At 51.9% G+C, this 25,487-nt stretch carries 21 protein-coding genes and 4 tRNA genes; 14 read left to right on the forward strand and 11 right to left on the reverse strand.

The window, feature by feature from the left end; translation table 11 throughout:
• The first annotated feature begins 130 nt into the window (after positions 1 to 130).
• The 5 genes from BD749_RS14020 (at position 131) to BD749_RS14040 (ending at position 8,477) form a co-directional block, all read left to right on the forward strand.
• Positions 131 to 5,296 carry a PAS domain S-box protein gene (locus BD749_RS14020; protein ID WP_245869229.1) on the forward strand — a complete coding sequence of 1,722 codons (5,166 nt, stop codon included), beginning with the start codon at positions 131 to 133 and terminating at the stop codon, positions 5,294 to 5,296.
• A gap of 12 nt (positions 5,297 to 5,308) precedes the next feature.
• A complete protein-coding gene (locus BD749_RS14025) occupies positions 5,309 to 5,692 on the forward strand; it encodes a response regulator (protein ID WP_101445378.1) in 384 nt (127 codons plus the stop codon).
• Positions 5,693 to 5,968 (forward strand): hypothetical protein, encoded by a 276-nt coding sequence (locus BD749_RS14030; protein WP_101445380.1) that lies wholly within the window; start codon positions 5,693 to 5,695, stop codon positions 5,966 to 5,968.
• Positions 5,965 to 6,726, forward strand: a complete 762-nt coding sequence (locus tag BD749_RS14035; protein ID WP_101445382.1) for an MBL fold metallo-hydrolase — start codon at positions 5,965 to 5,967, stop codon at positions 6,724 to 6,726. The genes BD749_RS14030 and BD749_RS14035 overlap by 4 nt, the downstream gene beginning before the upstream one ends.
• Positions 6,727 to 6,905: 179 nt before the next feature.
• Positions 6,906 to 8,477, forward strand: a complete 1,572-nt coding sequence (locus BD749_RS14040; protein ID WP_101445385.1) for an NFACT RNA binding domain-containing protein — start codon at positions 6,906 to 6,908, stop codon at positions 8,475 to 8,477.
• Positions 8,478 to 8,733: 256 nt separating this feature from the next.
• On the opposite strand, the gene BD749_RS14045 is transcribed toward BD749_RS14040, so the two are convergent.
• A tRNA-Leu gene (locus BD749_RS14045) sits at positions 8,734 to 8,815 on the reverse strand.
• 150 nt (positions 8,816 to 8,965) lie between these two features.
• Positions 8,966 to 11,218 (reverse strand): TonB-dependent receptor, encoded by a 2,253-nt coding sequence (locus BD749_RS14050; protein ID WP_101445387.1) that lies wholly within the window; start codon positions 11,216 to 11,218, stop codon positions 8,966 to 8,968.
• Positions 11,219 to 11,588: 370 nt separating this feature from the next.
• Between BD749_RS14050 and BD749_RS14055 the strand changes: the two genes are divergently transcribed.
• The gene (locus BD749_RS14055; RefSeq protein WP_101445389.1) at positions 11,589 to 12,350 is read left to right on the forward strand and encodes an ABC transporter ATP-binding protein; all 762 of its coding nucleotides are present in this window, start codon (positions 11,589 to 11,591) and stop codon (positions 12,348 to 12,350) included.
• 93 nt (positions 12,351 to 12,443) lie between these two features.
• Positions 12,444 to 13,802: a hypothetical protein gene (locus BD749_RS14060; RefSeq protein WP_101445391.1), complete on the forward strand. Its 1,359-nt coding sequence runs from the start codon at positions 12,444 to 12,446 to the stop codon at positions 13,800 to 13,802.
• A 67-nt stretch (positions 13,803 to 13,869) separates the two neighbouring features.
• Here BD749_RS14060 and BD749_RS14065 read toward each other — a convergent pair.
• From BD749_RS14065 to BD749_RS14080, 4 genes are all read right to left on the reverse strand, one after another.
• A tRNA-Lys gene (locus BD749_RS14065) sits at positions 13,870 to 13,942 on the reverse strand.
• A gap of 231 nt (positions 13,943 to 14,173) precedes the next feature.
• Positions 14,174 to 14,788, reverse strand: a complete 615-nt coding sequence (locus BD749_RS14070) for a DUF4403 family protein (RefSeq protein WP_101445393.1) — start codon at positions 14,786 to 14,788, stop codon at positions 14,174 to 14,176.
• A gap of 115 nt (positions 14,789 to 14,903) precedes the next feature.
• Positions 14,904 to 14,976, reverse strand: a tRNA-Lys gene (locus BD749_RS14075).
• Between the two features lie 58 nt (positions 14,977 to 15,034).
• Positions 15,035 to 15,107 (reverse strand) — tRNA-Lys (locus BD749_RS14080).
• Positions 15,108 to 15,177: 70 nt separating this feature from the next.
• On the opposite strand from BD749_RS14080, the gene BD749_RS14085 reads away from it, so the two are divergent.
• Positions 15,178 to 15,915: an SH3 domain-containing protein gene (locus tag BD749_RS14085; protein WP_101445395.1), complete on the forward strand. Its 738-nt coding sequence runs from the start codon at positions 15,178 to 15,180 to the stop codon at positions 15,913 to 15,915.
• A gap of 287 nt (positions 15,916 to 16,202) precedes the next feature.
• Here BD749_RS14085 and BD749_RS14090 read toward each other — a convergent pair whose 3' ends face one another.
• Positions 16,203 to 17,012 (reverse strand): SDR family oxidoreductase, encoded by an 810-nt coding sequence (locus BD749_RS14090; protein ID WP_101445398.1) that lies wholly within the window; start codon positions 17,010 to 17,012, stop codon positions 16,203 to 16,205.
• Here BD749_RS14090 and BD749_RS14095 point away from each other — a divergent pair.
• Both BD749_RS14095 and thiL read left to right on the forward strand, forming a co-directional pair.
• Positions 16,990 to 17,196: a hypothetical protein gene (locus tag BD749_RS14095; protein ID WP_101445400.1), complete on the forward strand. Its 207-nt coding sequence runs from the start codon at positions 16,990 to 16,992 to the stop codon at positions 17,194 to 17,196. The genes BD749_RS14090 and BD749_RS14095 overlap by 23 nt on opposite strands.
• 7 nt (positions 17,197 to 17,203) lie before the next feature.
• A complete protein-coding gene (gene thiL / locus BD749_RS14100; protein WP_101445402.1) occupies positions 17,204 to 18,229 on the forward strand; it encodes a thiamine-phosphate kinase in 1,026 nt (341 codons plus the stop codon).
• Between the two features lie 164 nt (positions 18,230 to 18,393).
• Here the strand turns inward: thiL and BD749_RS14105 are convergent, their stop codons facing one another.
• From BD749_RS14105 to BD749_RS14115, 3 genes are all read right to left on the reverse strand, one after another.
• Positions 18,394 to 18,765: a hypothetical protein gene (locus BD749_RS14105; RefSeq protein WP_101445404.1), complete on the reverse strand. Its 372-nt coding sequence runs from the start codon at positions 18,763 to 18,765 to the stop codon at positions 18,394 to 18,396.
• Between the two features lie 6 nt (positions 18,766 to 18,771).
• Positions 18,772 to 20,184, reverse strand: coding sequence for a 23S rRNA (uracil(1939)-C(5))-methyltransferase RlmD (gene rlmD, locus BD749_RS14110; RefSeq protein WP_101445406.1), 1,413 nt, complete (start codon positions 20,182 to 20,184; stop codon positions 18,772 to 18,774).
• A gap of 279 nt (positions 20,185 to 20,463) precedes the next feature.
• Entirely contained in the window at positions 20,464 to 22,113 is a 1,650-nt protein-coding gene (locus tag BD749_RS14115) for a catalase (protein ID WP_101445407.1), read from the reverse strand.
• A 438-nt stretch (positions 22,114 to 22,551) separates the two neighbouring features.
• Between BD749_RS14115 and BD749_RS14120 the strand changes: the two genes are divergently transcribed.
• The 4 genes from BD749_RS14120 to BD749_RS14135 all read left to right on the forward strand — a co-directional run bounded on the left by BD749_RS14120 (position 22,552) and on the right by BD749_RS14135 (position 25,116).
• Positions 22,552 to 23,400, forward strand: coding sequence for a hypothetical protein (locus BD749_RS14120; protein WP_245869232.1), 849 nt, complete (start codon positions 22,552 to 22,554; stop codon positions 23,398 to 23,400).
• Positions 23,401 to 23,527: 127 nt separating this feature from the next.
• On the forward strand, positions 23,528 to 23,992 hold the full coding sequence (locus tag BD749_RS14125) for an META domain-containing protein (RefSeq protein WP_101445408.1): 465 nt from the start codon (positions 23,528 to 23,530) through the stop codon (positions 23,990 to 23,992).
• Positions 23,993 to 24,090: 98 nt separating this feature from the next.
• Complete coding sequence (locus BD749_RS14130) at positions 24,091 to 24,624, forward strand: YceI family protein (RefSeq protein ID WP_101445409.1); 534 nt, start codon at positions 24,091 to 24,093, stop codon at positions 24,622 to 24,624.
• Between the two features lie 210 nt (positions 24,625 to 24,834).
• Positions 24,835 to 25,116, forward strand: a complete 282-nt coding sequence (locus BD749_RS14135) for a hypothetical protein (RefSeq protein WP_101445410.1) — start codon at positions 24,835 to 24,837, stop codon at positions 25,114 to 25,116.
• 68 nt (positions 25,117 to 25,184) lie between these two features.
• Here the strand turns inward: BD749_RS14135 and BD749_RS14140 are convergent, their stop codons facing one another.
• Entirely contained in the window at positions 25,185 to 25,466 is a 282-nt protein-coding gene (locus BD749_RS14140) for a GNAT family N-acetyltransferase (RefSeq protein ID WP_101445411.1), read from the reverse strand.
• Positions 25,467 to 25,487: the final 21 nt, after the last annotated feature.

Raw genomic sequence — 25,487 nt, forward strand, 5'->3', positions numbered from 1 at the left:
TTTCTTGTTATTCAGGAAGCAAAAATGCTATTGCTTGTGTTTTTTTACTAATTTATGGGTTTAAACGACAACTGATCTACACCGGATGCCACTGATACCTAGCCGACAAACTACTGAAAACCTGACAACTATGGCAGAGAACCTGCTACAGGTGCTTAGCCAGCTCTACCCTGCTGACCATGCCTTGCTTGTTGCTTCTGCCACCGGGGAGCTGCTGGCGGCTAACCCCAAAGCCGAAACCATTTTACCTGTAGCGCAAGGCGCCTCGTTACGTCCGCTGATGGGGCTGGAAAGCGAAACCGATTTTGCGGCTTTTAAAGTATCGTTGGCTCAGCAAGATAAAGTGACCGGCGAAGTGAGGGACCGCCGGAATGACCTGTGCACCTTCCATTGCCAGCAACTGCAGTTTCAGGGGCTGCCTTTTCTATACCTTGACATCCCGGAGAGCAACATTACAGAAGCCACCGACTCCAGTTACCATAACCTGTTCGACGATAGTGCAGAACCGCTTTTCGTTCTGGACCGCAACGGCATTTTTATCGATATCAACCTAAGCGCCTCCGATTTGGTAGGCCTGAAAAAGGAAGAGATCATTGGTAAGTCACTTTTCAAGCAGTTCGAGCTGAATCTGTTTGAGCGGGTTGCCCTGCGCAACCAACTGCAGAACACACTGAAAGGCGAGCCGCAGCGCTTTGAGTGGTGGCTGCGCGAAACCGACCAGGAGCTGATGCCTGTGGAGATCTCCCTTAAAAAAGGCAGCTTCAATGGGCAGACGGTGATCTTTGGTTCTGCCAAAAACCTGTACGAAGTGGTTGGTGCTGAGCGTAACGTGCGCTTCCGCAATCACCAACTCGAGTTCGTTAACCACCTTATCACCAACCTGTCTGGCTCCGAAAGCCGCGAGGATGTGCTACGCTCCACGTTGAACGAACTGCTTGACAAGACCGATATCGTAGGCGGGGCGGTCTATACCTACGACGCGGCAGCAGGCAAGGTGCTGCTTTCTTTCAGCACCGGCGAAACACTGTCGGGTAGCCTGCCAACCTCGATCCCGATGCCGCAAGCCCAGGCCGAACTGCTTGCGCAACCCGACCGCCGCAAAGCCCTGCACGACACTATACAGCAGACCGAAAAGTTGTTGGGGCAGCACCTGACGGTGCTACCGGTTAGCTCGGAGGCTGGCCTGACGGCCCTGCTGCTGGTATGGCCCGGCCATGATGCCAAGATCACCGAATCGTTTATGTCGCTGCTCGATTTTATCGGGGGCGCCATTGGTAACTACATTGCCAAACACGACCTGCAGCTGAAGCTCTCTTACACCGAGGACAAGTATAAAATCATGTTCGAGTCTACATACGATGCCATCCTGCTTTTCCGGGACGGTATTGTAGTGGACTGCAACGAAAAGGCGCTGGAGTATTTTCGCTGCACCCGCGACGAGTTGGTGGGCAAGTCGCCGTCGGATTACTCGCCGGAGTACCAGCCGGACGGCATGCGATCGACTGAGAAGACCGCCATGCTGATCGATCAGTTGATGGCAACCGGAAAGCCGATCACCGTCGACTGGAAAAACATCCGGAAAGACGGCACCACCATGGACACTGAGCTCAACCTGAACCGGGTGATGATCGATGGAGTCTACCATATCCTGGTGTTCAAGCGCGATATCACCCAGCGCAAACAGGTACAGAACTCGAAGCGCCGCGAAGAGATTGCCCGCGAATCGATGGCCCATTTCCGCAGCTTCCTCGAGAAGGTTAACCTGATCTACTATAGCCTCGACACAGAAGGAAACATCGCTTACGCTAACGACTATTTCCTGACTTATGTGGAGTATAGCCGCGAAGAGCTGATCGGGCAGAACTTCTATGAGCTGCTGGTGCCAGAGGCTGATCGCGAGGCCCGCTACGCCGACTTCAGGCGCTCGATCGAAACCAGGCAACTGAACTCGTACTACGAACGGGACCTGGTGACGAAGACGGGCCAGGTGAAGACCGTGCGATGGAACTGCATGTTTGAGTATGGTCCGGAGGGCGACCTGATCGGCCTCACCAGCGTGGGCAAGGACATGACAGACAAGCGCATCGCCATGGAGGCCCTGAAAGACAACAAGATTCGCCTGCAAGACCTTTTTGACAATGCGCACGACCTGATCCAGAATATCTCCGTCGACAACAAGTTCATTTTTGTAAACAAAGCCTGGAAAGACCGCCTGGGCTATACCGATTACGACATTGAGTCGCTCACGCTCAACGATATTGTGCATCCCTACTACAAGGCCAAGCTGATCTACCAGCTGCGCAACCTGTACAAAGGCGAGAACGTGAACAAGATGGAGACCGTGTTCCTGACCAAGGCGGGCAAGCCGGTGCACCTGATCGGCTCCATCACCTGCAGCTGGCAGGACGGCCGCCCGGTGGCTACACGCGCCATTCTGCACGACATCACCGACCGCATCAAGGCCGAGCGCCTGCAGAAGGTATACTACAGCATCGCCAACCTGGCTATCAGCAGCAAGGACCTCAACTCGCTCTACTCGGCCATTCACCGCGAGCTGAGCAAGATCATCGAGACGCGCAATATCTATATTGCCCTTTGCGACGACAGTCACCGCCACCTGCACTTCGCCTACCTTGTCGATCAGTTTGTAGACAAGTCGTCTAAGACGCAAATGCGGAGGCAATTCTCGCATGGCCTGTCTGAGTACATAATCGAGACGGGCAAGCCACTTTACATGCAGAAATCGGAGTTGCTCGATCTGGCCAAAGAGCAGAACATCACCATACATGGCGCTATTCCGGAGGTGATCCTCTGCTCCCCGCTGGCCATCGGCGACCGCATCATCGGGGTGATCACGCTGCAGGACTATCAGGACCCGAACGCCTATGTGCACACCGACATCGAGATCCTGCACTTTATTTCGAACCAGGTGGCGCTCGCCATTGAACGAAAGCGCAACGAAGAGCAGATCAACAACCAAAACGCACGGCTTAACGCTATTTTTGAGTCTGGTTCGCACCACATGTGGTCGCTTAACCGTGATTTCGAGCTGACCTCTTTTAACCAGAACTTCGCGACAGCCTTCTTTAACCGCAGCGGGCGGGAACTGGAACTCTATACCAGGCTGAACGATGATAATGTAGTGAGCTTCCATGAGAACACATTTGAGTTCTGGAAAGAAAGGTATATGCAGGCCTTCCAGGGGCAGCCGCAGCACTTTGAGGTGCACCTGCACAATCCGGAAAGCTGGCGGGAGGTATACCTGAACCCGATTTACCTGGAGGACGGCAGCTTTGAGGAGATTTCAGGTATAGCCCTGGACATCACAGACAAGAAACGCTCGCAGCTGGCACTGGCCCAGAGCGAGGTGAAGTTCCGAAGCATATTCGAGTCGTTCCAGGACGTGTACTACCGTACCACCATGAACGGTGCCTTCGAACTGGTGAGCCCGTCAGTCTACAACCTGTTGGGCTACAACGAAAAAGAAGTGCAACACATGTCGTCAGAGCAGTTGTATGCCAACGCGGCTGACCGGGCGCTGGTGAAGGAGCGGGTACTGGAACAGCAGAGCATCCGAGATTTTGAGATAGAGATGATCTGCAAAGGCGGCACCACGAAAACCGTACTGCTGGATGCCCGCCTCACCTACGACCAGGAGGGCAACCCGGCAGGTATGGAGGGTGTGCTCCGTGACGTGTCGGAACTGAAGCGCACACAGGTAGCTCTGCTCAAAGCCAAGGAAGAAGCAGAGAACCTGCTCAAGGTAAAGACCCAGTTCCTGGCCAACATGAGCCATGAGCTGCGCACGCCGATGAACGGTATTATTGGTATGATCGATCTCCTGAGCCAGATTGTGGTGGACGAGGAACAGAAAGAGTACATCGACACGCTGCGCAAGTCTTCGGATGCCCTGCTGGCCATCCTAAACGATATTCTGGACCTTTCGAAAATGCAGGCCGGTAAGCTGGTGCTGCATGAGAGCGGCATGGACGTGCACGACACGCTCAACAAGATCCACTCGCTCTTCGCGAACCGCGCCCAGCAGAAAGACCTGCACTTCACCTATACCGTTACGCCGGAGACACCGCGCTACGTGCTCACCGACGAAACACGCTTCCTGCAGGTGCTCTCGAACCTCACCTCCAACGCCATTAAGTTTACCAACGAAGGCGAGGTGAGCATACACGTAGATGCCGAGCCACTGAAAAAGGGCCAGGAGTACATGCTGAAAGTGCGCGTGAAAGACTCAGGTATAGGTATAAGCGAAGATGACCAGCGACTGCTCTTCACTGACTTCACGCAGCTCGACAACTCATCTACCAAAACCTTTGGCGGCACGGGCCTTGGCCTGGCCATCTCGAAGCAGCTCACGCACCTGCTTGGCGGTAGCATTGGGGTGGAATCCAAACCAAACGATGGCAGTACCTTCTGGTTCACGATAAAAGTAAAAAAAGCCAACAGCGAAGAAGTAGAGGCACAACTACAGCGCATGCAGCTGCAGAACGCCGAAGCCGAGGTACTGGATTTTGAACCGTACGTGCTGCTGGTAGACGATAACCAAATTAACCAGAAAGTGGCCTTCAAACTGCTGGAGCGCCTGGGTTGCCGCACCGACGTGGCCTCGAACGGCTACGAGGCCATTGACCGTGCCCTTAACAACGGCTACGACATGGTGTTCATGGACATCCAGATGCCTGAGATGGACGGCATAACGGCTACCACCATCATCAAGGAAAAACTGGGCAATGCGTGTCCGCCGGTAGTGGCCATGACCGCCTACTCCATGCGCGAAGATGCCGAGAAGTTCATGAGCCAGGGAATGGACGACTACATCTCCAAGCCAGTGAAAAGCTCAGACCTGTATAAGGTGATCATGCGCTGGCACGAGCAAAACTGGAAGCGCGAGAATGCCGGCGGCCTGACCAACGCGACGGAAAACGATGCGGAGGCGGAAGCCGTGCCGGTGATCGACCTGTCCATAACAGAGCAGCTCAAAGAGATTGGCGGGGCTGATTTTGCCCGCCAATTGTATGTGGAATTTGAGCAGGAAGCCGGCGAATTGCTCGAGGAGGCCAAAAAAGAGATGGAGGCACAACAATACAAAAGTATTTTAAGTACATTGCATCAGCTAAAGGGAACCGGCTTTACACTTGGTATAAACCAGGTCGCAGAACTGGCCAAAATCCTGGAGCACGATATTAAACACGACCAGTACGATAGCGTAGGAGATAATTTTGCGAAATTGCTGGCTCAATACGAAAACTACCGCAAAACTTATAAAGAGATCATTTTATAGTTTATTAGACCCATGGCAGACAACAAAACCATCCTGATTGCAGAAGACAGCTCTGTGATCCTGAACCTGACAAAGAAAATTCTGGAGCTTCAGAACTACAAGATCCTGACGGCCAAAAACGGAAGCGAAGTGATCAAGCAGGTAGAAAACAATAAGATTGATGCGATCCTGATGGACCTGAACATTCCGATCAAAAACGGTATGGAGTGCTCCAAGGAAATCCGCGCGCACAAAGACGAGCAGATCTCTAAAATTCCAATCATTGCGGTAACAGGCAACGCCAACAACTATACCATGGACGACTTCAAGGAAGTGGGCATCAACGAGTACCTGCCGAAGCCACTTGATTTTGACATGCTGGTGCAAACGGTAAAAAAACACACTGGAGAGTTGTAGATGGAGCTGAAGTACACGCGGCCATTTTTAAATAAGCTGGAGGATATTTTTGCGGAGTCGGATTTTGTGCTGCGCTACGAGAAGGGGAATTTTAAAGCGGGCTACTGTGTGCTCAAAGACATGAAGGTAGCTGTCGTGAACAAGTACTTCAGTTTGGAGGGAAAGATCAACTGCCTTTACGACATTCTGAGAACCATTAACGTGGATGAAAGCCTGCTGACTGAGAAAAACCGCCAGCTTTACCAGGACATCCGCGACCAGAAAAGAACCAATTGAAAGTAACGCTTCTAGGCACGGGCACTTCGCAGGGCGTACCGGTTATCGGCTGCTCCTGTGAAGTGTGCCGTTCTGTTGACTACCGGGACAAGCGCCTGCGCGTGTCGGTGCACCTGCAGGTGGCCGGCAAGAGCATCATCATCGACTCCGGCCCCGACTTCCGGCAGCAGGTGCTGCGCGAGCGCATCCGCACGCTCGACGCGCTGGTGTTCACACACGAGCACAAAGACCACACCGCCGGCCTCGACGACATCCGCGCCTATAACTTTTCGCAGCACAAAGACATGCCGCTCTACGGTGAGGAACGGGTGCTGGAGCAGCTCAAGCGGGAGTTTGCCTACATTTTTTCAGGTATACAGTACCCCGGCATACCGCGCGTGGAGTTAAACCCGATTACAGAGGAGCCTTTTGATATAGATGGGGTTCTGTTTATACCTATCCGGGTGAAACATTACAAGCTGCCGGTGCTTGGCTACCGTGTCGGCGACTTCACTTACATTACCGACGCCAATTATATCTCCGAGGCTGAAAAGGAAAAAGTGCGTGGCTCTAAAGTGATCGTGCTCAACGCCCTGCGTCAGGAGCCGCACATATCGCACTTCTCGCTGCAGGAGGCGGTTGAGATGCTCGAGGACCTGCAACCCGAACGCGCCTACCTCACGCACATCAGCCACCTGCTGGGCCTGCACCGCGAGGTAGAGCTCACCCTCCCCGACTTTATCCGACTAGGTTACGACGGCCTGCAGATCGAGGTATAGCTTTTTCTTTTGACAAAAGACAAAGGACATTTAGACAAAGGACTCTTGTAAAAGTGTTTTGATGTAGATGTAAACGCACACAGACCTCATCTGGAAAGTCACTCTTTTATTTATCGAAAAGTTTCTTCATCTATTTACCAGGCTGTCGTTTGTCACATCGTCGTCTGTCAATTTAACCCATGCACCAGAACTACTACTTTTTAAGGCAACTCTCCGGGCAGCTACAAAGCGAGCTCGTAGGTATGGAGGTGCTTACCTGCTTCAGCCAAAATAAGGATGAGTTGGTGATCGGGTTTTCCGATGGGGAACGGGAACTGTACGTCCGGGCCTCGCTTACCGCCCATTTCTCCACGCTATCATTCCCCACCGAATTTAAACGGGCCAGGGCCAATACCATTAACCTGTTTGGTGAACTGTTGGGGCAAACTGTGCAGCAGGTGGTGCAGCACCTGAACGAACGCAGCTTTTACCTGAAGCTGAGCCAGGGCTATACCTTGTTGTTCAAGCTTTTCGGGAACCGCTCCAACATCGTGCTCTTTCAGGATGAAGAACCGCTGAAGCTTTTCCACAAGAAGTTCGGTGCCGACCTGGAGTTGGACCCGCTACAGATGGATCGTCCCATTCGTCAGAATTTCGAAGCCTTCGCCGCTGCAGATGGCAATTTACGCCAGGTATACCCAACCTTCGGGGATCTACCTGCCCTATACCTGGCGCAACAAGGGTACAACACCGCCTCCCTAGAGGAGAAATGGGAACTGGTACAGGCCATGCTCGAGCAGCTCGACGCGCCGGCAGCCTATTACCTAATCAGACTAAATGGCAAATTGCGGCTCTCGCTGCTCCAACTCGGCGAAGTGCTGCAGGTATACGGCAGTCCGATGGAGGCGCTGAACGGCTTTACGCGCAGTTACCTGAGCGAGACTGGCTTTGAACGGCTCTTTGAACAGACCCAGCAGCAACTCCTGAAGAAGCAGCGTGCCACGCAGGCCATACTGGAGCAAACGGAAGCCCGCTTGCACGAGCTGCGCCACGGCCGCTCCTACTCTCAGATCGCCGACATCATCATGGCCAACCTCACGAACATCCCGCCACGCGCCAGCGAAGTTGACCTTTACGACTTCTACACCGACCGACTGCGCAAGTTCAAGCTCAAAGCCAGTGAAACGCCCCAGAAACAAGCCGAGCGCCTGTACCGGAAAGCCAAAAAGCAGCACGTAGAAATTACACAGTTGGAGGAGCGACAGGAGCGCAAATTTGAAGAAGCCATCGTGCTGGAAGACGCACTGCAGGCGCTGGAAGAAGTGAAAACTTATAAAGCGCTCAAGCTATACCTGAAAGAGTACGCCCATCTGCTCACCACCAAGCAGCAAGCTCAGCAGGAAGCGCCTTTCCGTTTATTTGAAACCGAGGGCTTTAAGATACTGGTTGGCAAGAGCGCTCAGAACAACGACTTGCTCACCCAGCGTCATACCTACAAAGAAGACATCTGGCTGCATGCCAAGGATGTTTCGGGCTCGCATGTGGTGATCAAATACCAGGCAGGTAAAGCTATACCTGCTACCGTGCTCGAGAAGGCCGCCCAACTGGCCGCCTACTACAGCAAGCGCAAAAGCGACTCACTATGTCCCGTGCTTTACACGCCCAAAAAATGGGTACGCAAACCGAAGGGTGCCCCCGCAGGTGCCGTGGTGGTGGAGCGTGAGCAAGTTATGCTGGTAAAGCCCGAAAATCCGTTTGAGCGGAAGGTATAGGAATGGAACCGCTGGATTAGAAAAGTCACTACCGGGCCTTTACTAATCTTGATTCATGGCACCTCTGAAAAACACTCCTATGGAATACATATCGTCACTAGAACAAATGGATCAATCATTTAAGATTAATCCAGTGACCGAAAAGACCTCTACATTTTAGGTCACCGAATAGGTCATCAAAAGATAGGAATAGGAAAGCTAAAAAAGGCCCTTAAAACAAAAAAGCCCCATTCAATTAAGAACAGAGCTTTTGATGTGCGCGCGGGGAGATTCGAACTCCCACACCCGAAGGCACCACCCCCTCAAGATGGCGTGTCTACCAGTTTCACCACGTGCGCAGCTGATTAGGTTTGCAAAAGTAAATTGCAGAATTGAGAATTGCAACTGCCTTTTGTGTGCCAAAACAATTTTCTGCAGCTATTCTCCTGCAAATCTTTCATCCAGAACGCCAATTCAACCAATAGCATTCACAAGGTCAAACACTTAGCTTACTGCGGCAAGGTATAGCGAATGCCCAGAAAAAACCGTCGTCCCTGCATGGGGGCGTAGTTATACTCTGTGTCGAAGCTGTACCCGTAAGGGTTATCCACTCCCACCTGGCGGTCAAACGGATCGAAAGGCCGCATGAGCGGGTGCATGGGCATAAAGTTGAAAAGGTTCTTGACGCCACTGTATACCTCCAACCCTGTTCCCATGCGCTTGGTAACTTGCAGGTTCTGTAGACTGAACAGAGGCGATTTCTCTGGCCGGAAGTCGTTTTCCTGTACCGGCAAGTGCATCGGGCCTTTTACGCTACCGGTATAATCCAGCGTCAGACCGAGTTGCCGGAACTGGTATGAGGCCGTGAAAGTGCCTGAAAAGCGTGGTGCATGCAGCTGCGGAACCCGCTCCTTACCCGCCTCCTGCGAGCGCTGCACCTGGTATACATCCATTAGTGTAACGCCCGCGTGCAGCCGCAGCGGGAACGTAAAAGCCAGCTCCGTGTTTAGCGCTAGACCTTTGGAGATTGCATGTCCGCTCAGGTTGTCATAAATGATCTGTGTGTTGTTGGTCAGGAAGTCAGCGACGATCTTGTTGGTGAAATAAGTATAGAAGGCGGATCCCTCCAGGTTGATAAAACCACTCCCGAGCGGTATGTAGCGCTGGTAATTCAGGTTTGCATTGTAGGACTGCTCTGGTTTCAACTCGCTGCGGATCACCACTTCGCGGGCACCGGTAAGGGCAGCGTGATCTTCGGTGAACAGGTTGACCACCCGGTAACCATTGCCCAGGCTCAGCCGGAAAATATTGTCCGGGTCGGGAGCCCAGCGCATGCTCAGCCTTGGCGAAAAGATACCGCCGTGTGCCGAATGCAGGTCGTAGCGCAAGCCGGAGAGCAGCGTATATTTTTCCGATGCCTTTAACTCGTGCTGCACGAAGGCACCCGGAAGCGAGGTCTGGTCCGGCTGGTTCTCGTTATCCTCTCCCTGCCCGGTGGCAGGCGTGTTATCGTCGTACCAGGTATAGCGGTAGGTGGCGCCCAACAACAGTTGCTGCTTCTCGCCCAGTTCACGGTCCCATACCAGTTGCCCGAAGCCAACACGCTGGTGCCCTTTGTAAACAGTCTCGCCGTAAGCGGCATTTTGTTGATGATCGTTGTAAGAAAAGCTCAGCTGCAGGTTTTCAGGTATAGGCAACTGGTAATTCCCGAGCACTTCGTAGCGACTGGTGTAGACTGACTCGCCGTATACCTGGTCGCCTCCCCGGTGAGCAGGCTGCCATTGCATTTCCCCCCCAAATCGGTCTTCGTAATAATAGCGGGCCGCCAGGCTAGCTGCCCTGCCCTGCGGACGGTCGAGACTCCACTTGTTGAAAATCGAAAGACGGTGCTGCAGCGGGATGTCCGTAAAATTATCCTGGTTCACATCGCGCCTGTCGTCGAACCGGAAATAGTTGGTGCTGAGCAAAGTCGAAGCCCGGTTCCAGCGCTTGCTATACCCTACATCGGCGTTCAGTTCACGGTGCGAGCTATAAAAGAGGTCTGCTGAGAGCCGCGGAGCCGTAGCTGGACTTTTGGTGATGATGTTGATGAGCCCTGCCACCGCCTCGGAGCCATACAAGGTCGAGGCCGGTCCCTTCACCACTTCCACCCGCTCAATCAGGCTGTTCGGAATTCCACTCAGGCCATAGACCGTGGAAAGGGCACTTACAATCGGCATCCCGTCGATCAGCACCATGGTATAGGCGCCTTCCATGCCGTTGATATGAATGTCGCCGGTGCCGCACACGTTGCAGTTGATCTGGGGTTGCACCCCATTCACGATCTCGAGCGCTTCGAATATAGCCGGTGTCGGGTTTTTCTGAAAATACCTGGGAGTATAGATCTCTACTGGAACCGGCGACTCCATCAGGTAAGTCTCGCGCATGGTACCACTCACCACCACCTCTCGCAGACGAGCATCCTGTGGTTGTAAACGTACCTGCAGCATGCTCACCTGCCCTGGCTGCACTGTTAGCGGCAGTTCCTGCACCCTAAACCCTATGGCCGACACACGGACCATTTGCTTGCCTGCCGGTACTTGGTCGAGTTCAAAATGCCCACGCTCATCGGCCGTCGTACCCGTGTTGCTCCCAACCAAACCTACACTGGCAAAAGCTGCCGGGGACTCTCCCGCCATCACCCGCCCTTTTACTTTACCCGTTTGGGCATTGATCATGTAGGGAATGATCAACAACACACACATTAGATACCATTGCCTCATATTCTTTTAAGCTAACTATTACACAATACGAGGCAAACTTAAATAAAAGTTTAGATATGGGGTATATATATTTTAGATAAGCCTAAAAACTTCCCACCAACTTAGTTGTTTAGATGACGAATAAATTATAAAGCACTAATAGTGAAAATATTGCGGAACAGATCCACAGAAAACAGGAAACATTTAGGAGATACCGAAACCTTCTGCATAGCTAACACTGTTGCTTAAATGCAAAGCGCATAAAGTTTTGGGGAGACTATCAGCTGTAGGCTTAATTTTAGCGCTTAAAGCTTGGACTATTTCGGGGGTATAGCTAAATTTATACCTCCATTAAGAATAGTTATATTACAATATTTAGCCAGGAAAGTGTATGAGCATCGAGATAAAAGGACTATCCAAAGCGTATGGCAACAAGCATGTGTTACAGGCGCTAGACATTACCATAGAGCAAGGCCAATGCTACTGCCTGCTCGGCAAAAACGGCGTCGGTAAAAGCACTTTCCTTAACAGCATTCTCGATCTCATAAAACCTGACAGCGGCACCATTTCGCTGTATGGCAAAGACTACCAGAATAACCCACTGGAAGTAAAGCAGGACTTGGGCGCCCTTTGCGAAGACAATCCCCTCATCGAAGAATTTACGGGGCTGGAGTATCTCAACTTTGTGGCAAAGCTTTACAAGCTACCCCAAGAAGAAGCACAGCAGCGCATCACCAGCCTGACCAACTACTTTTTCTCGGAGCGCGAGTCGCTGCACAAGAACATTGCGGGGTACTCCACAGGTATGAAAAAGAAGGTAGGCATTGTGGCTGCCATCCTGCACAAACCACGTGTCCTTATTCTCGATGAGCCCTTCACTGGTCTCGACCCCATAGCGGCCCAGCTGCTCGTGAAGCTGATCCGAAACTACAGCACACCAAACCGCGTGGTGCTCATCTCATCGCATGACCTCAACTATGTGGAGCGTGTTGCCACGCACATTGGGGTGCTCAACGATGGACAGCTGATGTACAACGGATCTGTGCAGGAGTTTACCATGAATGGCGAGGCCCTTATCGATCAGGCCCTGTTCCAGCTGCTACAGCCGCACCACACCACTACCGAGGCCGACATCGACTGGATGTTGAATTAAGTTAGAAAATTAAAAAGTGGGGAAGTTAGAAAGTCATTTTTCTGACTCTTCGACTTTCTACCTTTCTAACTTCTGAACTTTTCAACTTAGAAAATGGATCTGATTTTATATTCCTGCAAAGCAAGACTAAACAGCTATTTCCGGCATAAGAAAGTGCAGCGGGTACTCCTGCTTGCACTGGGCATTGTGCTCTCGGCTTTTTACGCCTGGCTGTTTACCTACCTGCTGCAGCAGTCGCGCGAGGGTGGCCTGAACATGGATGTGAACCAGATGCTGGGCTATACCAACCTGCTGCTACTGGCTTTTACCATCCTGCGTGGCTTCTTTCCGGCTTACATCCCGAAGGCAGATTTCATTAACCGCATTTACCCAGTTAAACCACTCAAACGCTTTTGGACGGAGCTAGTCGTGGAGCTGGTATCGCCGTTCTATTTTGTGCTGCTCAATTTCCTGCTGCTGCTCTTCATGATGTCGTCTGACTACACGGTGCTGCACCTTGCCCAGAGTTTCCTGGTGTTTCTGACGGCGCACATCACCAGGCGTTCGTTGCAGGTGTTCATTGAGCGCCGCATCAACTGGCGCAGCAGTGCTTTCTGGGGAGCAGTGGTGATGGCAGGTGCTTTTGTTGCCGTAGAGGCGCGCGCTCCTATGTTCGAGCCGGTATATTCCGGGATGATGCTTGTGGTGCACCTGCTGTCGTTGACGGCATTTTTAATTGCGAACTACCTGCTGGAGCAAGCTGCCTATGAGCCGAAGCGCCGCACTGTCAGCTACAGCAACGATGCCCGGCGTAGCCTGGGCTGGCGTCTTTTCAAGAACCACAAAATGGCTAAGCAGTTGCTCTTGTTCGGCCTGGGCTTTAAAGTGCTCATGCTCGGCATCGACGCTACGGTATACACGGCCAAGGGCATCCACATGCTGGATAAGAACGTCACGCTTTGGCTGTTCGTGGGTCCGCTCGTGATCTATACCTATGTGTTCAACAATGTGTGGGGATTTTACAAGAACCTGTGGTTGACGACCGAGCGCGCCACCGGTAGTTACAAAGAGTTTCTGAAAGCCAGCCTGCTGCCGCTGCGCATGCCGATTCTGATAGACGCTACCATAGTCGTGCTGTATGTCGCTTTCTTCAACCACGAGCAGGCCACCTTCATTCTGCTGATGTATGCCGCTGCCGTCATGGTGCTTACCCCGATTGGCATTATTGCTTCGTTCACAAGCCCTAAAATGGTGAAGGGCGGCATTCTGAGCTTCAGTGCCAAAACCTCATACCTGTACAGCTTCATTTCTATTTTGCTGCTGGGTCTGCTGTTTTTGCCCTTGCTGCACCCTATGCTTTATATGGTATACCCTGTTGTGATCGCCCTCACCCTTTTTGCCATGGTGGCCGTGTTGCAGGAGTACAAGCAGTACAAGTACAAGCTCTTCGAAACGCTCTATAAAACCGAATAGGCTATACCATGTGCTATAAAAAATAAAAAGGCTGCTTACTTGCGTAAGCAGCCTTTTCGACTTAAAGTGATCCCGCTGGGATTCGAACCCAGGACCCATACATTAAAAGTGTATTGCTCTACCAGCTGAGCTACAGAATCAGTACTATATTTTTCCCGTGAAGGGAGTGCAAAAGTAGGGCTTTTTACTTAATTCGCAAACCCTGCCGCTTATATTCGCTCTTCACAAGGTATCTGTATAAAACGCTAGCGCTCTGTTTTGGTTTAATCTTCCTTAGCATCAAGCTGTTAGTGAGCCCCTATTTTTTCTCCCTCCGGAAAATAAAGTGCAGCAACCGACTAAAAACTTACCAGACAAACCGACTATACTGGCTAAGCAGGGAGCAGCTCGCTCAGGTCAACGACATCTACTTCTACTTTGGCCTGCACTTCCAGGTTCAGGAACATCCGGTTGGGTTTTGGGGTGATATCCTGCACGCGCACCTCCTCTACTTCTCCCGTCAGTTTCAGCCCTTTCACCTCCACACCTGTTGCCAGCATACCGTTCGCCTTGATCAGCTCAGCACCGATAATGTCTGTCAGGTTAACCCTTGCCTTCTGGATGATTTGGTTATAGGCCACTTTGTTAATCAACACCTCGAGCGAGGAATTGTAGAACCGACTACTCGTCTGGGCCTGCATGTTGAACCGGCGGATGTATACCTGCTGGGTTGTGTTGTCGTAGCCGGGCATTGCCTGCACATACAAGTCCACATTATCGCGCTTGAGGAGGGTTCGCAAAATCCGGATCCTGACCCGGAGGATGATTTCGCCTGTCCCGGCACTGCTGCCCGCCAGCCCGACATCCAGTATCTGGGCGTATGCCGTTGCCTCAGTGTCGTCGGATGGCTTGGGAATGTACTCACCTACCAGTTGTTTTTTGAGCACACTTTCCAGAGCGGGGTAAGAGATCGTAACCGGTACCTGTAGCTTGACAAAGTTTTCCATAGTTAGACATTAAGTACGCTAAGGCATTTAAACTCAAAATTGCCCAAAGGGTTTGCGTTTGAGATTGGCAGAAATAAAAAAAAGCCCCAAACACAGGTTTGAGGCTTTTTAGAAGTGATCCCGCTGGGATTCGAACCCAGGACCCATACATTAAAAGTGTATTGCTCTACCAGCTGAGCTACAGAATCGGCACTATGTGTTAGTTGATTGAAAAGTACTTTATCGGAAAAAAAGCACTCGTATTTGTGATCCCGCTGGGATTCGAACCCAGGACCCATACATTAAAAGTGTATTGCTCTACCAGCTGAGCTACAGAATCTTTTTACTAACTTGCATTCCCAAGGGCGTTTCCCTTAATTGCGTTGCAAAAGTAATAGCTATCTGTTTAAATGCAAAATCTTTGGTTCAAATTCTCTGGTTTTTTGCTCCTTTTTTTGGCGCTCAACACCGAACCAGTTTATAGTCAGACAGATAATAAAGCGCTCTCTCAAGCTGATTCTCTCTTTAATAACCTGCAGTATACCGAGGCATTTACGATCTACGACTCGCTGCTGCAGCACCAACAGGTATACACGCCGCAGATGCTCCTCAAGATGGCTTACATCAAGGAAAGCGCCCGCGACTATACCGGAGCCATGTATTACCTGCATCTCTTCTACAAGAAACAGCCCAGCCGCTCGGTCTTAAAAAAGATGGAGGAACTCGGCCAGACGCACCGCCTGAGTGGCTACGAATACAACGACCTGCAGTTCTTCAAAACCCAGTTCAGCAAACACTACATGCGCATTCTGGAGTTTATGCTACTGGTGGCTGTCGTAACTGTAACGGTCATGTTTGTAAGCTGGCGCAAAGGGCACCGGTTCAGCCGTACCTTTAAGGTAGGCTTTACGCTATACCTGCTCTTTATCCTCTACTACATCAACTTCCTCAACCTGGGCGACGCGGGCATTATCCGCAACGACCAGGTGGCAATCATGTCGGCCCCATCGGCTGGTGCTACCTGGTTGGCTACCGTGTCGCAGGGCCATAAAGTGCCCATCATAGGTGAGCAGGACATCTGGTACGAGATACGCTGGAAAGGCGAGAAAGCTTATGTGCGGAAGCACAACCTGCTAGAACTACCGTAGGTGGAGACAAAAGACAAAGGAAAATTTGACAAAAGACTTTCGTTCAAAGGTATAATACTGCAGCAAACGACCGCTCTTTCGGATTTAAAGTCCGAAAGTTCATAACGAGCGGATTTGTAATCCGTCTGGCAAAGGTTATTGCTACTGGTAAGCAAGCAGTTTATAAATCCGCCAAACAGATGGATCAGGATTGCAAATCTGAAACAGCAATAAAAGTCTTTTGTCCTTTGTCAAATAATCCTTTGTCAGATTCTCGCTGAAGAAGTCGTGCTACCTGATACGAAAAATCACTTCTTAAGCGGTGAATCTTTCTCCTTCGCCATCACATTGTACACCAGTTTATCAGCCAGGCTTGGGAAGAGTTTGTTCACCCAAACGGCCATTTTGCCCTGGGTGGTCATCACAAGGTCGCGCTTACGTTTGATGGTGGCCTGCAAGATGCGATCGGCTACCTCTTCGGCACTCATCATTTTCTGCTCGTCGCGGGGGGTTTCACCTTGCTGCTGGCCATCGGCGGCCAGGGCCGTGTTGCGGATGTTGGAGGCCGTGAAACCCGGGCAGGCGATGAGCACATGCACGCCGGAATGCAGCAACTCCGTACGGAGCGTTTCCAGGAAGCCGTGCATGGCAAACTTCGAAGCTGAGTAACCGGTGCGTGCAGGCAGGCCGCGGTAACCGGCTATGGAAGAGATGCCAATGATTGAGCCTTTGGCCGCCTGAATGTAGGGCAAGGCAAACTTGGTACTGTATACCGTTCCCCAGAAGTTGATGTCCATTACTTTACGAAGCACATCCAGGTCCAGGTCTTGAAAAAGCGCCCGCATGGAAATACCCGCATTGTTGATCAGAACATCCAGCTGGCCATACCTGCTCACGGTTTCGGTCACCATGCGCTCACAGTCTGCCTCCACGCTCACATCGGCGTTGATGGCCAGGTTGTCTATAGCTGCCGCCGTCAGTTCCTGCGCGGTCTGGTCAAGGTTCTGCTGTTTACGGCCCGAGTACGCCACTTTTGCCCCTGCCTTGCCGAAGGCAAATGCAAGTGCCTTGCCTATACCTGATGTACCGCCCGTTATGAGCACCACTTTATTTTTCATTTTCATCGAATCAGCTTATACCTTGCCCGAGCACCGCTGCAGGCATTTCTTCTATACCTTCCTGCTCAGGGCAGGAGCCAATTGCAAAACTACTATTTCTGAGCTAAATATCGTGCAGGAATTCCGCAAGGGATGGATTACTCCTATACCTTATAAATTGCGTACCTTTGCAGGTATAAAGTAGAAATAAAATGAGCAACTATACCCCACTTAGTGAATTAGGCGAGTTTGGCCTGATCAAGCGATTGAAGGAAAAGATCGAACTGCAGCAGCCTTCCACTATCAAAGGCATTGGCGACGATGCGGCCATTCTGGAGCCGGGCGAAAAACAGATTGTGGTGACCAGCGATATGCTGTTGGAGGGTGTGCACTTTGACCTCACTTTTTGCCCACTGAAACACCTGGGCTACAAGGCCGTGGCGGTGAATGTTTCGGATATTGCGGCTATGTATGCCAAGCCAACCCAAATCACCGTGAACATTGCACTAGGGGCAAAATATACCGTTGAGGCGGTGGAGGAGCTGTATGAAGGCATGCGCCTGGCCTGCGAAAACTACAACGTGGACCTGGTAGGCGGCGACACCACTTCTTCCCGCACCGGCCTGGTGATCAGTATCACGGCAATTGGTGAAGTGGCCAAAGGTGATGCCGTGTTGCGCAGTGGCGCCAAAGAAAACGATCTGATATGCGTGACCGGCGATTTGGGTGCTGCTTACCTCGGCCTACAGATTCTGGAGCGCGAGAAGCAGGCCTTTATGGCAGACCCCGAAATGCAACCGCAGCTTGAGGACAAGCAGTACATTGTGGGCCGTCAGTTGCGCCCGGAGGCGCGCATGGATGTGATTCATGACATGAAGGAGCGCGGCATCAAGCCTACCTCCATGATCGATGTGTCGGACGGACTGGCTTCGGAATTGTTCCATATCTGTGCGCAATCGGGTGTGGGCGCCACGATCTATAAAGACAACCTGCCCGTGGATGAGCAGACGCTGGAGGCGGCCATGGAGTTCAATCTCGATCCGATCACCTGCATTCTCAACGGTGGCGAAGACTACGAACTGCTGTTCACGGTACCGCTTTCTGACTACGACAAAGTAAAGAACCACCCCGACATCAGCATCATCGGCAAGATCACCGACAAGAGCGAAGGCATCAACCTGGCCAACAAGCACGGGCAATCCTTCCCGCTACAGGCACAGGGCTGGCAGCATTTCTAAGCGCTGCGCTTTTTTGACTCCTTGACAAAGGACTGTTTGACAAAAGACCAACATCTTTCCATTTGTAGGTATAAACAAAAAGAGAAGCGCTGCCGCTTCTCTTTTTGTTTGCAGGAATCCATGAAATTCCTTTGTCTTTTGTCAAGTAGTCCTCTGTCAAAAAACTAATCCTCCGGATAAGGTATAAACACGAAGTTGGTAAAGTTCTCACCGTCCACTACAAAGAGGCAGCAGAACTCGTCCGGGTCTTTGTAGGCAGCCTGAAAGTCCTCTATTTTCTCTGGATCTACCAGGCGGTGTTTAATGAAATCTTCCAGGTATGAGGCGTACACGTGCCACTCTAAGGCCAGTTCTTCTTTTGCCAGCAGCAAGCCACCAATAGGCACTTCTGCCCGGCTGAAAACGAAGATCGGGTATTTGGAAATATCGCGTTTGCGCACCTGATACGATGCCTCGCGCAGGGTCTCGGCCACCACCACAAAATCTTTGGAGATGGTACCAAGGTATTTGCCGTTCAATTCTGGATCGTTTTGCATACGCTTTTATTTAGCTGTTAACAGAACAATATTTTCTACGTGGTGCGTCTGCGGGAACATGTCTACCGGCTGCACGCGAGCTACGTCATATTTCTCAGATAGTAGCTCCAAATCGCGGGCCTGCGTGGCCGGGTTGCAGCTTACGTACACAATGCGGTCCGGGTGCACCTGCAGCAGTTTGGCCACCACCTTTTCGTCCATACCTGCACGAGGCGGGTCGGTGATCACCACATCTGGTCTGCCGTGGCGCTCGATCAGCTCATCCGACAGAATGTCTTTCATATCGCCGGCGTAGAACGTGGTGTTGCTGATGCCGTTGATCTGGGAGTTAATTTTCGCGTCTTCGATGGCGCTCGGTACATACTCTATACCTATCACCTCGCGACATTGACGGGCCACGAAGTTGGCAATCGTTCCGGCCCCGGTATAGAGGTCGTAAACCAGTTCATTTCCGGTCAGGCCAGCGAAATCGCGGGTCAGCCTGTAGAGTTCGTAGGCCTGATCGCCGTTGGTCTGGTAAAAAGACTTTGGACCTACTCTAAAGCGTATACCTTCCATCTCCTCGTGTATGTAAGGCAGCCCCTTGTAGCACACCACTGCCAGGTCGTGGAAAGTCTCGTTGCCTTTGCCATTTATAACATACTGCAGCGAAGTGATCTCGGGGAATGTTGCTGCCAAGTGATCCAATATACCGGTCAGGGCCTCCTGGTCGTCGTAGTATACCTGCAGGATCACCATCAGCTCGCCTGTGTTGGCTGTCCGGATGATGAGGTTGCGTAGATAACCGTTCAGGCGCAGCTTATCGAAAAAAGGCAGGTTATGGGCGCGGGCATAGTCGCGCACGGCCAACCGAATGCTGTTAGACGGCTCCGGCTGCAGGTAACAGTTCTGGAGGTCGAGTATCTTGTCGAAGCGGCCCGGCATGTGGAAGCCAAGCGCCCGGCGCTCGTGCTCCTCCCCCGACTGAATCTGTTCGTTTGTCAGCCAGCCGTAGTTCGAGAACGTAAACTCCAGTTTGTTACGGTAAAACTTGTCTTTGGCTGATCCCAGAATTGGGTCGAATGCCGGAAGCGCCACCTTGCCGATGCGCTCCAGGTTATCCTGCACCTGTTTTTGCTTGTAATACAGTTGCGTTTCGTAGCCTATGTGCTGCCACTTACAGCCACCGCAGGTACCGAAGTGCTCACAGAAAGGCTGTACGCGCACATCGGAGTAGGCGTGGAAGCGAATGGCCTCCGCCTCCATAAAGCTTTTCTTTTTGCGGGTCACACGCAGGTCCACAACGTCGCCAGGTGCCACGCCGCCCACAAATACCACCATGTTATCGTGGCGGGCCAGGCATTTCCCTTCGGCCACCATCTCCTCGATTCGAATATTCTCGAGTATCTCTAAGTTGATCTTCTTCTTTTGCTTTCTCACAGTGCTGCAAAATTAGCTAAAATTCGGGAGATGTGAGAAAAGGAACTTGCAGCCGCTGCTATCTCTAAAAGGACTTTCCACTCCCGCTCTTAGAATGTGGGGTAGATGCAGGTATAGCTATGGGTATACATCAAGTTGCTATACCTAACCAAGTAACCACTACACCAGCACAAACTTTAGTCATCGTCGCACGAACATGGGCCAGCTCCCTGCGCAGAAGACATAAGAAAGGCCGCTCCCATGCAGAAGCGGCCTTTCTATACCTAAACAAAGAGCAGTTTAATACGGCTTGGCTTTATGCGACTTTTGCATGGCATCCTCCACGCCTTCTTCTCCGGTTACATTACCCATAGGGCCGTCGGTTCCTTTGTCCATTTTCTGCAACTTCTGCGTGGCCTGCTGTATACGCTCTCGCACCAGGCGGCCATAGTCTTCATCAGCTTGGGTGAAGTACTCCAACATCTTCTCTTGGATGCGCGGGTCGCATTTGGCCAGGTCGTTGCCCAGGTTGTTGATCAACTCCTCGCGCTCCCACTCCTCGAAATTGCGGAACGTCTCCCCTGCCTGCTTAAACGGATTGGCCCGCTCAATTGGCTGGCGCACCAGGTTGGCTTCGTAGCGTGGGGTATATTCACTGGCCGGCTTAGGCGCTTCGCTGAGGCCGCCTAAGATAGAAGGCTCGTAATTCACGTGGATGTTCTGGCCTTCGGCAAAGTCCGTGTCATACGCCATCTGGCCGCCGCGCTGGTTGGTGGCCACATGCACCTTCGGCGCGTTGATTGGCAGTTGCAGGTAATTGGCCCCTACACGGTAGCGCTGCGTATCGGAGTAAGAGAAGGTGCGGCCCTGCAGCATCTTATCATCCGAAAAATCCAGACCGTCTACCAGCACACCGGTACCGAAAGCCGAAAGCTCCACTTCGTTAAAGTAATCTACCGGGTTGCGGTTCAGCGTCATCTTGCCTACCGGATGCCACGGAAACTGGTCCTGCGGCCATAATTTGGTATCATCCAGCGGATCAAAGTCCAGTTCCGGGTGGTCATCGTCGCTCATGATCTGTACATTCAGTTCCCATTCCGGATAGTCGCCGCGCTCGATAGCTTCATACAGGTCCTGCGTAGCGTGGTTGAAGTTCTTGCCCTGCACCTCCTGCGCCTCTTTCTGTGTCAGGTTGCGGATGCCCTGCAGTGGCTCCCAGTGGTATTTTACGAGCACGGCCTCTCCATCTTCGTTCACCCATTTGTAGGTGTTTACACCAGAGCCCTGCATCTGGCGGTAGTTGGCCGGTATACCCCAGGGCGAGTACAGGAAAGTAACCATGTGTGTTGCCTCCGGCGTGCCCGAGAAGAAGTCGAAAATACGCTCGGCACTTTGGATATTGGTCACCGGGTCGGGCTTTTGGGAGTGGATCAGGTCCGGAAACTTCATCGCATCGCGGATAAAGAAGATCTTCAGGTTGTTTCCCACCAAATCCCAGTTACCGTCCTCAGTGTAGAATTTCACGGCGAAGCCACGTGGGTCGCGCAGGGTTTCGGGGGAGTGGGTGCCGTGCCCCACCGTGGAGAAGCGCACAAAAGTTGGCGTTTCTTTTCCTTTCTTAAATACTTTGGCGCGGGTAAACTTCTCGATCGGGTCGTTGCCTACCTTGCCGTATGACACGAACACACCATGCGCGCCCGCACCTCGGGCATGCACCACACGCTCAGGCACACGCTCCCGGTCAAAATGCGATATTTTTTCAATGAAGTGGTAGTTCTCCATGGTGGCCGGACCACGGTTACCAATCGTTCTGATGTTCTGGTTATCGGTGACAGGGTGGCCCTGGCGGGTGGTGAGGGTGCTGCCTTTGCTGGCATTGCGGGATTTGTCGGCTTTGGTGTACTTTGACTTGTCCTGACCATTGCCTTTCATGCTCTCGTTTTTTTTCATGACCTGTTGATTATTGATGGATTTTCAGATAGTATTTAACGAAACCAATACCCAAGAGTTGATCGTTTTCTCTTAAATCCTTGATTAGTACCTCAATATCAACTACGTGCTCTCAATTTTGTTATAGTCCGATAGCTAGTCTACAATATATCGTTTAGCCATTAAAACAATATCCGATCATTGTTCTTCCCGGAAACATAATGCACACTGGCATTGCTGCTGCACAAGATTCTGGCTTCTCCCATCCGCAAGCGAACAGTGTCGCTATACCTGCCGGAACGCGAACACACCCTTTGTTGTGATTTTTCAGCTAGAAGGTAGAACGGGTTTATTTTACCAGATGGCCGGCAGAGCATGCCTGTTCGGGAGTGAGCTAAACACTGCGGCCCAAAGCCCGTTTATAAGGCATAAGGTTCATCAACCCAAAAACATAAAACTATGAGATACAGAGAAAGAAACTACGACAGCGACCATCGTAACCGGGGCAGCCGCTCCGGTGACAGTCATAACTTATCTAATTACCAGAGCCGCTACCAAAGCAGAGGCAATTACTACGGCATGCCGGACCAGGATTACGAGTACCGTGGCGTGAGCGCGCAAGGACGCAACTATGGTGGTTCTTCTTCCGGGCCGGGAGGCGGATACGGCGCCAGCAGTTGGCGCTCTGGCCAGGGTGATCGCCACACCCAAGGGCAGATGCACCAGAACGAGTGGGGCAGCGGTACCTCATACAGCAACCGCGACTACTATGGTACAGGACGCTCACAAAGCGACCATTACCGCTATGGCGACCCGAACCCTTACATGAATTACCAGCGCCAAAGCAGCTACGACCGCGACACCGACTGGCGCAGAGAAAGTGACGTGGACCATGCCAACCGCCGCTATGCCCGCCAGGAGAACAGCTACCGACACACCGGCCACGGGCGCCGCTTTGACCAGTACGGTCAGGACGAGCGCTACAACTATGCCCACGGGCAACAGGACGGCCGCCGTAGCATAGAAGACTCTGAAAACCTGGACGACCGCTACTACGACCGCGGCGAGCACAGCCGCAGTAGCAGCGACAACGATTATGGTCGCCAGTATGGCAGCAACTACGACCACCGCAACCAGGACCGCTGGGGCCGCGACGACAATTATGAGTCAAGACGCTACCGCGAGCGTGGCCACGATGACTCGCCAAGCCGCAGCCCGCGTGGCTATGGTTACCCTTCCGGCCCCGACTACTCGGCCAACTCCCCTATCACGAATTACGGCCCGGGAGTTCGCGGCTATCAGAAATAGAATTTGAAGGGAAGCCCGCCTGACTGGGTGGACTTCCCTATTTTCTAAAGACTTAATCACCTTATTAACCGGGCTATACCCTGCCTGTGCAAAACATAGGTATAGCCAAGCCCATTAAGCATCAACCATGAAGAACATTTTACACACCACTTTATTCCTGCTAGTGTTAATCTGCCTGGGCGCCTGCAACCTCAGCAAGAAAAACAGGCAATACGGCGTGGAGGGAGACACAGAGCTGCAAAGCTCCTACTGGGTTCTGCTTTCCCTGCAGGACCAGCAGTTCAAGGATAACCCCGAGACTCAAACAGCCTACATCCGCTTTGAGGTGGATGGCAATGAGCTGACAGGCTTTACAGGCTGCAACCGGCTCATGGGCAGGTATAGCTTGAACAATGGTTCGCTGCAGCTGACAAACCTGGCCACTACCCGCGCCATGTGCCCGATCATAGAGCAGGAAAACCTACTGATGGCCGTGCTCGAGAAAGCCGATTCCTATGAGATTGCAGGCGATGTGCTTACGCTCTTTCATCAGAAAACCGCGGTGGCCACCTTCAGAACAAGCTCGGAACCTAACCTGCCTACCATGCGGTGAGCAAATAACTCCCAGACTATAACCCTATTACCAGCAAAGCAGTATGCTAAAGGCACCAACAGTGATGTATAAATTGATAAGCTAAAACCCGTATCCCTATGGCAACAACTAAATGGATCGTAGATCCTGCGCACAGCGAAGTACAGTTTAAGGTAAAGCATCTCATGATCACCACGGTGACCGGCTATTTCAATAAATTCAATGTGGAAGTAGAGACCGAAGGCGAGGACTTTCATTCTACCAAAAACATCGTGTTCACGGCCGACGTCGACTCGATCAGCACCAACAACGAACAGCGTGACACACACCTGAAGTCCGCCGATTTTTTTGATGCCGACAATCACGGGCAGGTACGCTTCGAAGGAAAAAACTACGAGGAGCTAAAGCCGGGCTTCGAAAAGCTGCAAGGAGACCTCACTATTCGCGGTACCACGCGCCCTATTACGCTGGATGTGGAATACCACGGCACTGTGGTGGACCCGTATGGGCAGACCAAGGCAGGCTTTAGTGTGGACGGTAAGATCAAGAGGAAGGAATACGGCCTGACCTGGGATGCCGTAACCGAAGCGGGTAGCGTAGTGGTAAGCGACGAGATTCGCATTCACTGCGAGATACAGCTCATAAAACAATAGCCTATTAGCTGCGCTGGTACCTGGCGCCCCGGCTGGCGCAGCTAAACCAATACCTTGTCCCTTAGCAGCATACTCCCGTTCGCGTCGCCCTCCAACCTCTGGCGAGCGCCTCTACTGGCATCACTCACCGGTAAACCATGTCCGTGCTTCACCCGGCCGTTCAGCCGTACTATACCTCAGCATGTCCTCCTGCAGGAGCCTCCTACTATTATGCAAAAGAAAAGCGCCAGAAAAGCTATAAAAGACACGTTGAACATCGACCTCAACGATAAAGCAGCTCAGGAGCTATACCTGAACATCTGCAACTTTCTGCTTCATAATGATGACAAATGCTACATCAGTGTGATCAGGTATAAGTACCTGCTGCTCTGTGGCGAAATAAGCACGGCGGTGAGCGATTACCTGGTGATGGAGCAGCTCATCGAGAAAATGCAGGCCAAGCACCCGCTCGTGCTCTCGGCCATCGCCTACATAGCACGCTACAAATCCTGATTCACAAAAAAACAGGTATAGCTCACCCAATAGGCAAGGCTATACCTGTTTCTAATCTTTTGCACCTGCTATGCGTGCAGCAGCTTCTGATAGTTTTCGTTGCGGTCAATAAATTTCTTCACCACCGGGCAGGTAGCGATTACTTTTTTGCCGTTCTCCTCTGCATAGCACAGGCCCTCTTCAATCAGCTTGTTGGCCACGCCCTTGCCCCGCGCCGACTCCGGCACGAAGGTATGCGTAAAGTCCATTACCTCGTCTGAGGGAGTGGCATAGGCCAGCTCGGCCTCTTCGTCGCCAATGCTGGCGGTAAACTGCTGGTATTCTTTATCGTGTGTGATGTTCAGTTCCATGTTCTTTTTATGTAGTTAAAA

The sequence above is a fragment of the Pontibacter ramchanderi genome (genome assembly GCF_002846395.1).
GTDB lineage: Bacteria > Bacteroidota > Bacteroidia > Cytophagales > Hymenobacteraceae > Pontibacter > Pontibacter ramchanderi.

What these genes read in the sequence shown, in the direction of transcription:
- BD749_RS14020 (WP_245869229.1), top strand. Translation starts at nt 131, where the DNA reads ATGGCAGAGAACCTGCTACAGGTGCTTAGCCAGCTCTACCCTGCTGAC.
- BD749_RS14025 (WP_101445378.1), top strand. Translation starts at nt 5,309, where the DNA reads ATGGCAGACAACAAAACCATCCTGATTGCAGAAGACAGCTCTGTGATC.
- BD749_RS14030 (WP_101445380.1), top strand. Translation starts at nt 5,693, where the DNA reads ATGGAGCTGAAGTACACGCGGCCATTTTTAAATAAGCTGGAGGATATT.
- BD749_RS14040 (WP_101445385.1), top strand. Translation starts at nt 6,906, where the DNA reads ATGCACCAGAACTACTACTTTTTAAGGCAACTCTCCGGGCAGCTACAA.
- BD749_RS14050 (WP_101445387.1), bottom strand. Translation starts at nt 11,218, where the DNA reads ATGAGGCAATGGTATCTAATGTGTGTGTTGTTGATCATTCCCTACATG.
- BD749_RS14055 (WP_101445389.1), top strand. Translation starts at nt 11,589, where the DNA reads ATGAGCATCGAGATAAAAGGACTATCCAAAGCGTATGGCAACAAGCAT.
- BD749_RS14060 (WP_101445391.1), top strand. Translation starts at nt 12,444, where the DNA reads ATGGATCTGATTTTATATTCCTGCAAAGCAAGACTAAACAGCTATTTC.
- BD749_RS14070 (WP_101445393.1), bottom strand. Translation starts at nt 14,788, where the DNA reads ATGGAAAACTTTGTCAAGCTACAGGTACCGGTTACGATCTCTTACCCC.
- BD749_RS14085 (WP_101445395.1), top strand. Translation starts at nt 15,178, where the DNA reads ATGCAAAATCTTTGGTTCAAATTCTCTGGTTTTTTGCTCCTTTTTTTG.
- BD749_RS14095 (WP_101445400.1), top strand. Translation starts at nt 16,990, where the DNA reads ATGAGCACCACTTTATTTTTCATTTTCATCGAATCAGCTTATACCTTG.
- BD749_RS14090 (WP_101445398.1), bottom strand. Translation starts at nt 17,012, where the DNA reads ATGAAAAATAAAGTGGTGCTCATAACGGGCGGTACATCAGGTATAGGC.
- thiL (WP_101445402.1), top strand. Translation starts at nt 17,204, where the DNA reads ATGAGCAACTATACCCCACTTAGTGAATTAGGCGAGTTTGGCCTGATC.
- BD749_RS14105 (WP_101445404.1), bottom strand. Translation starts at nt 18,765, where the DNA reads ATGCAAAACGATCCAGAATTGAACGGCAAATACCTTGGTACCATCTCC.
- BD749_RS14115 (WP_101445407.1), bottom strand. Translation starts at nt 22,113, where the DNA reads ATGAAAAAAAACGAGAGCATGAAAGGCAATGGTCAGGACAAGTCAAAG.
- BD749_RS14120 (WP_245869232.1), top strand. Translation starts at nt 22,552, where the DNA reads ATGAGATACAGAGAAAGAAACTACGACAGCGACCATCGTAACCGGGGC.
- BD749_RS14125 (WP_101445408.1), top strand. Translation starts at nt 23,528, where the DNA reads ATGAAGAACATTTTACACACCACTTTATTCCTGCTAGTGTTAATCTGC.
- BD749_RS14130 (WP_101445409.1), top strand. Translation starts at nt 24,091, where the DNA reads ATGGCAACAACTAAATGGATCGTAGATCCTGCGCACAGCGAAGTACAG.
- BD749_RS14135 (WP_101445410.1), top strand. Translation starts at nt 24,835, where the DNA reads ATGCAAAAGAAAAGCGCCAGAAAAGCTATAAAAGACACGTTGAACATC.
- BD749_RS14140 (WP_101445411.1), bottom strand. Translation starts at nt 25,466, where the DNA reads ATGGAACTGAACATCACACACGATAAAGAATACCAGCAGTTTACCGCC.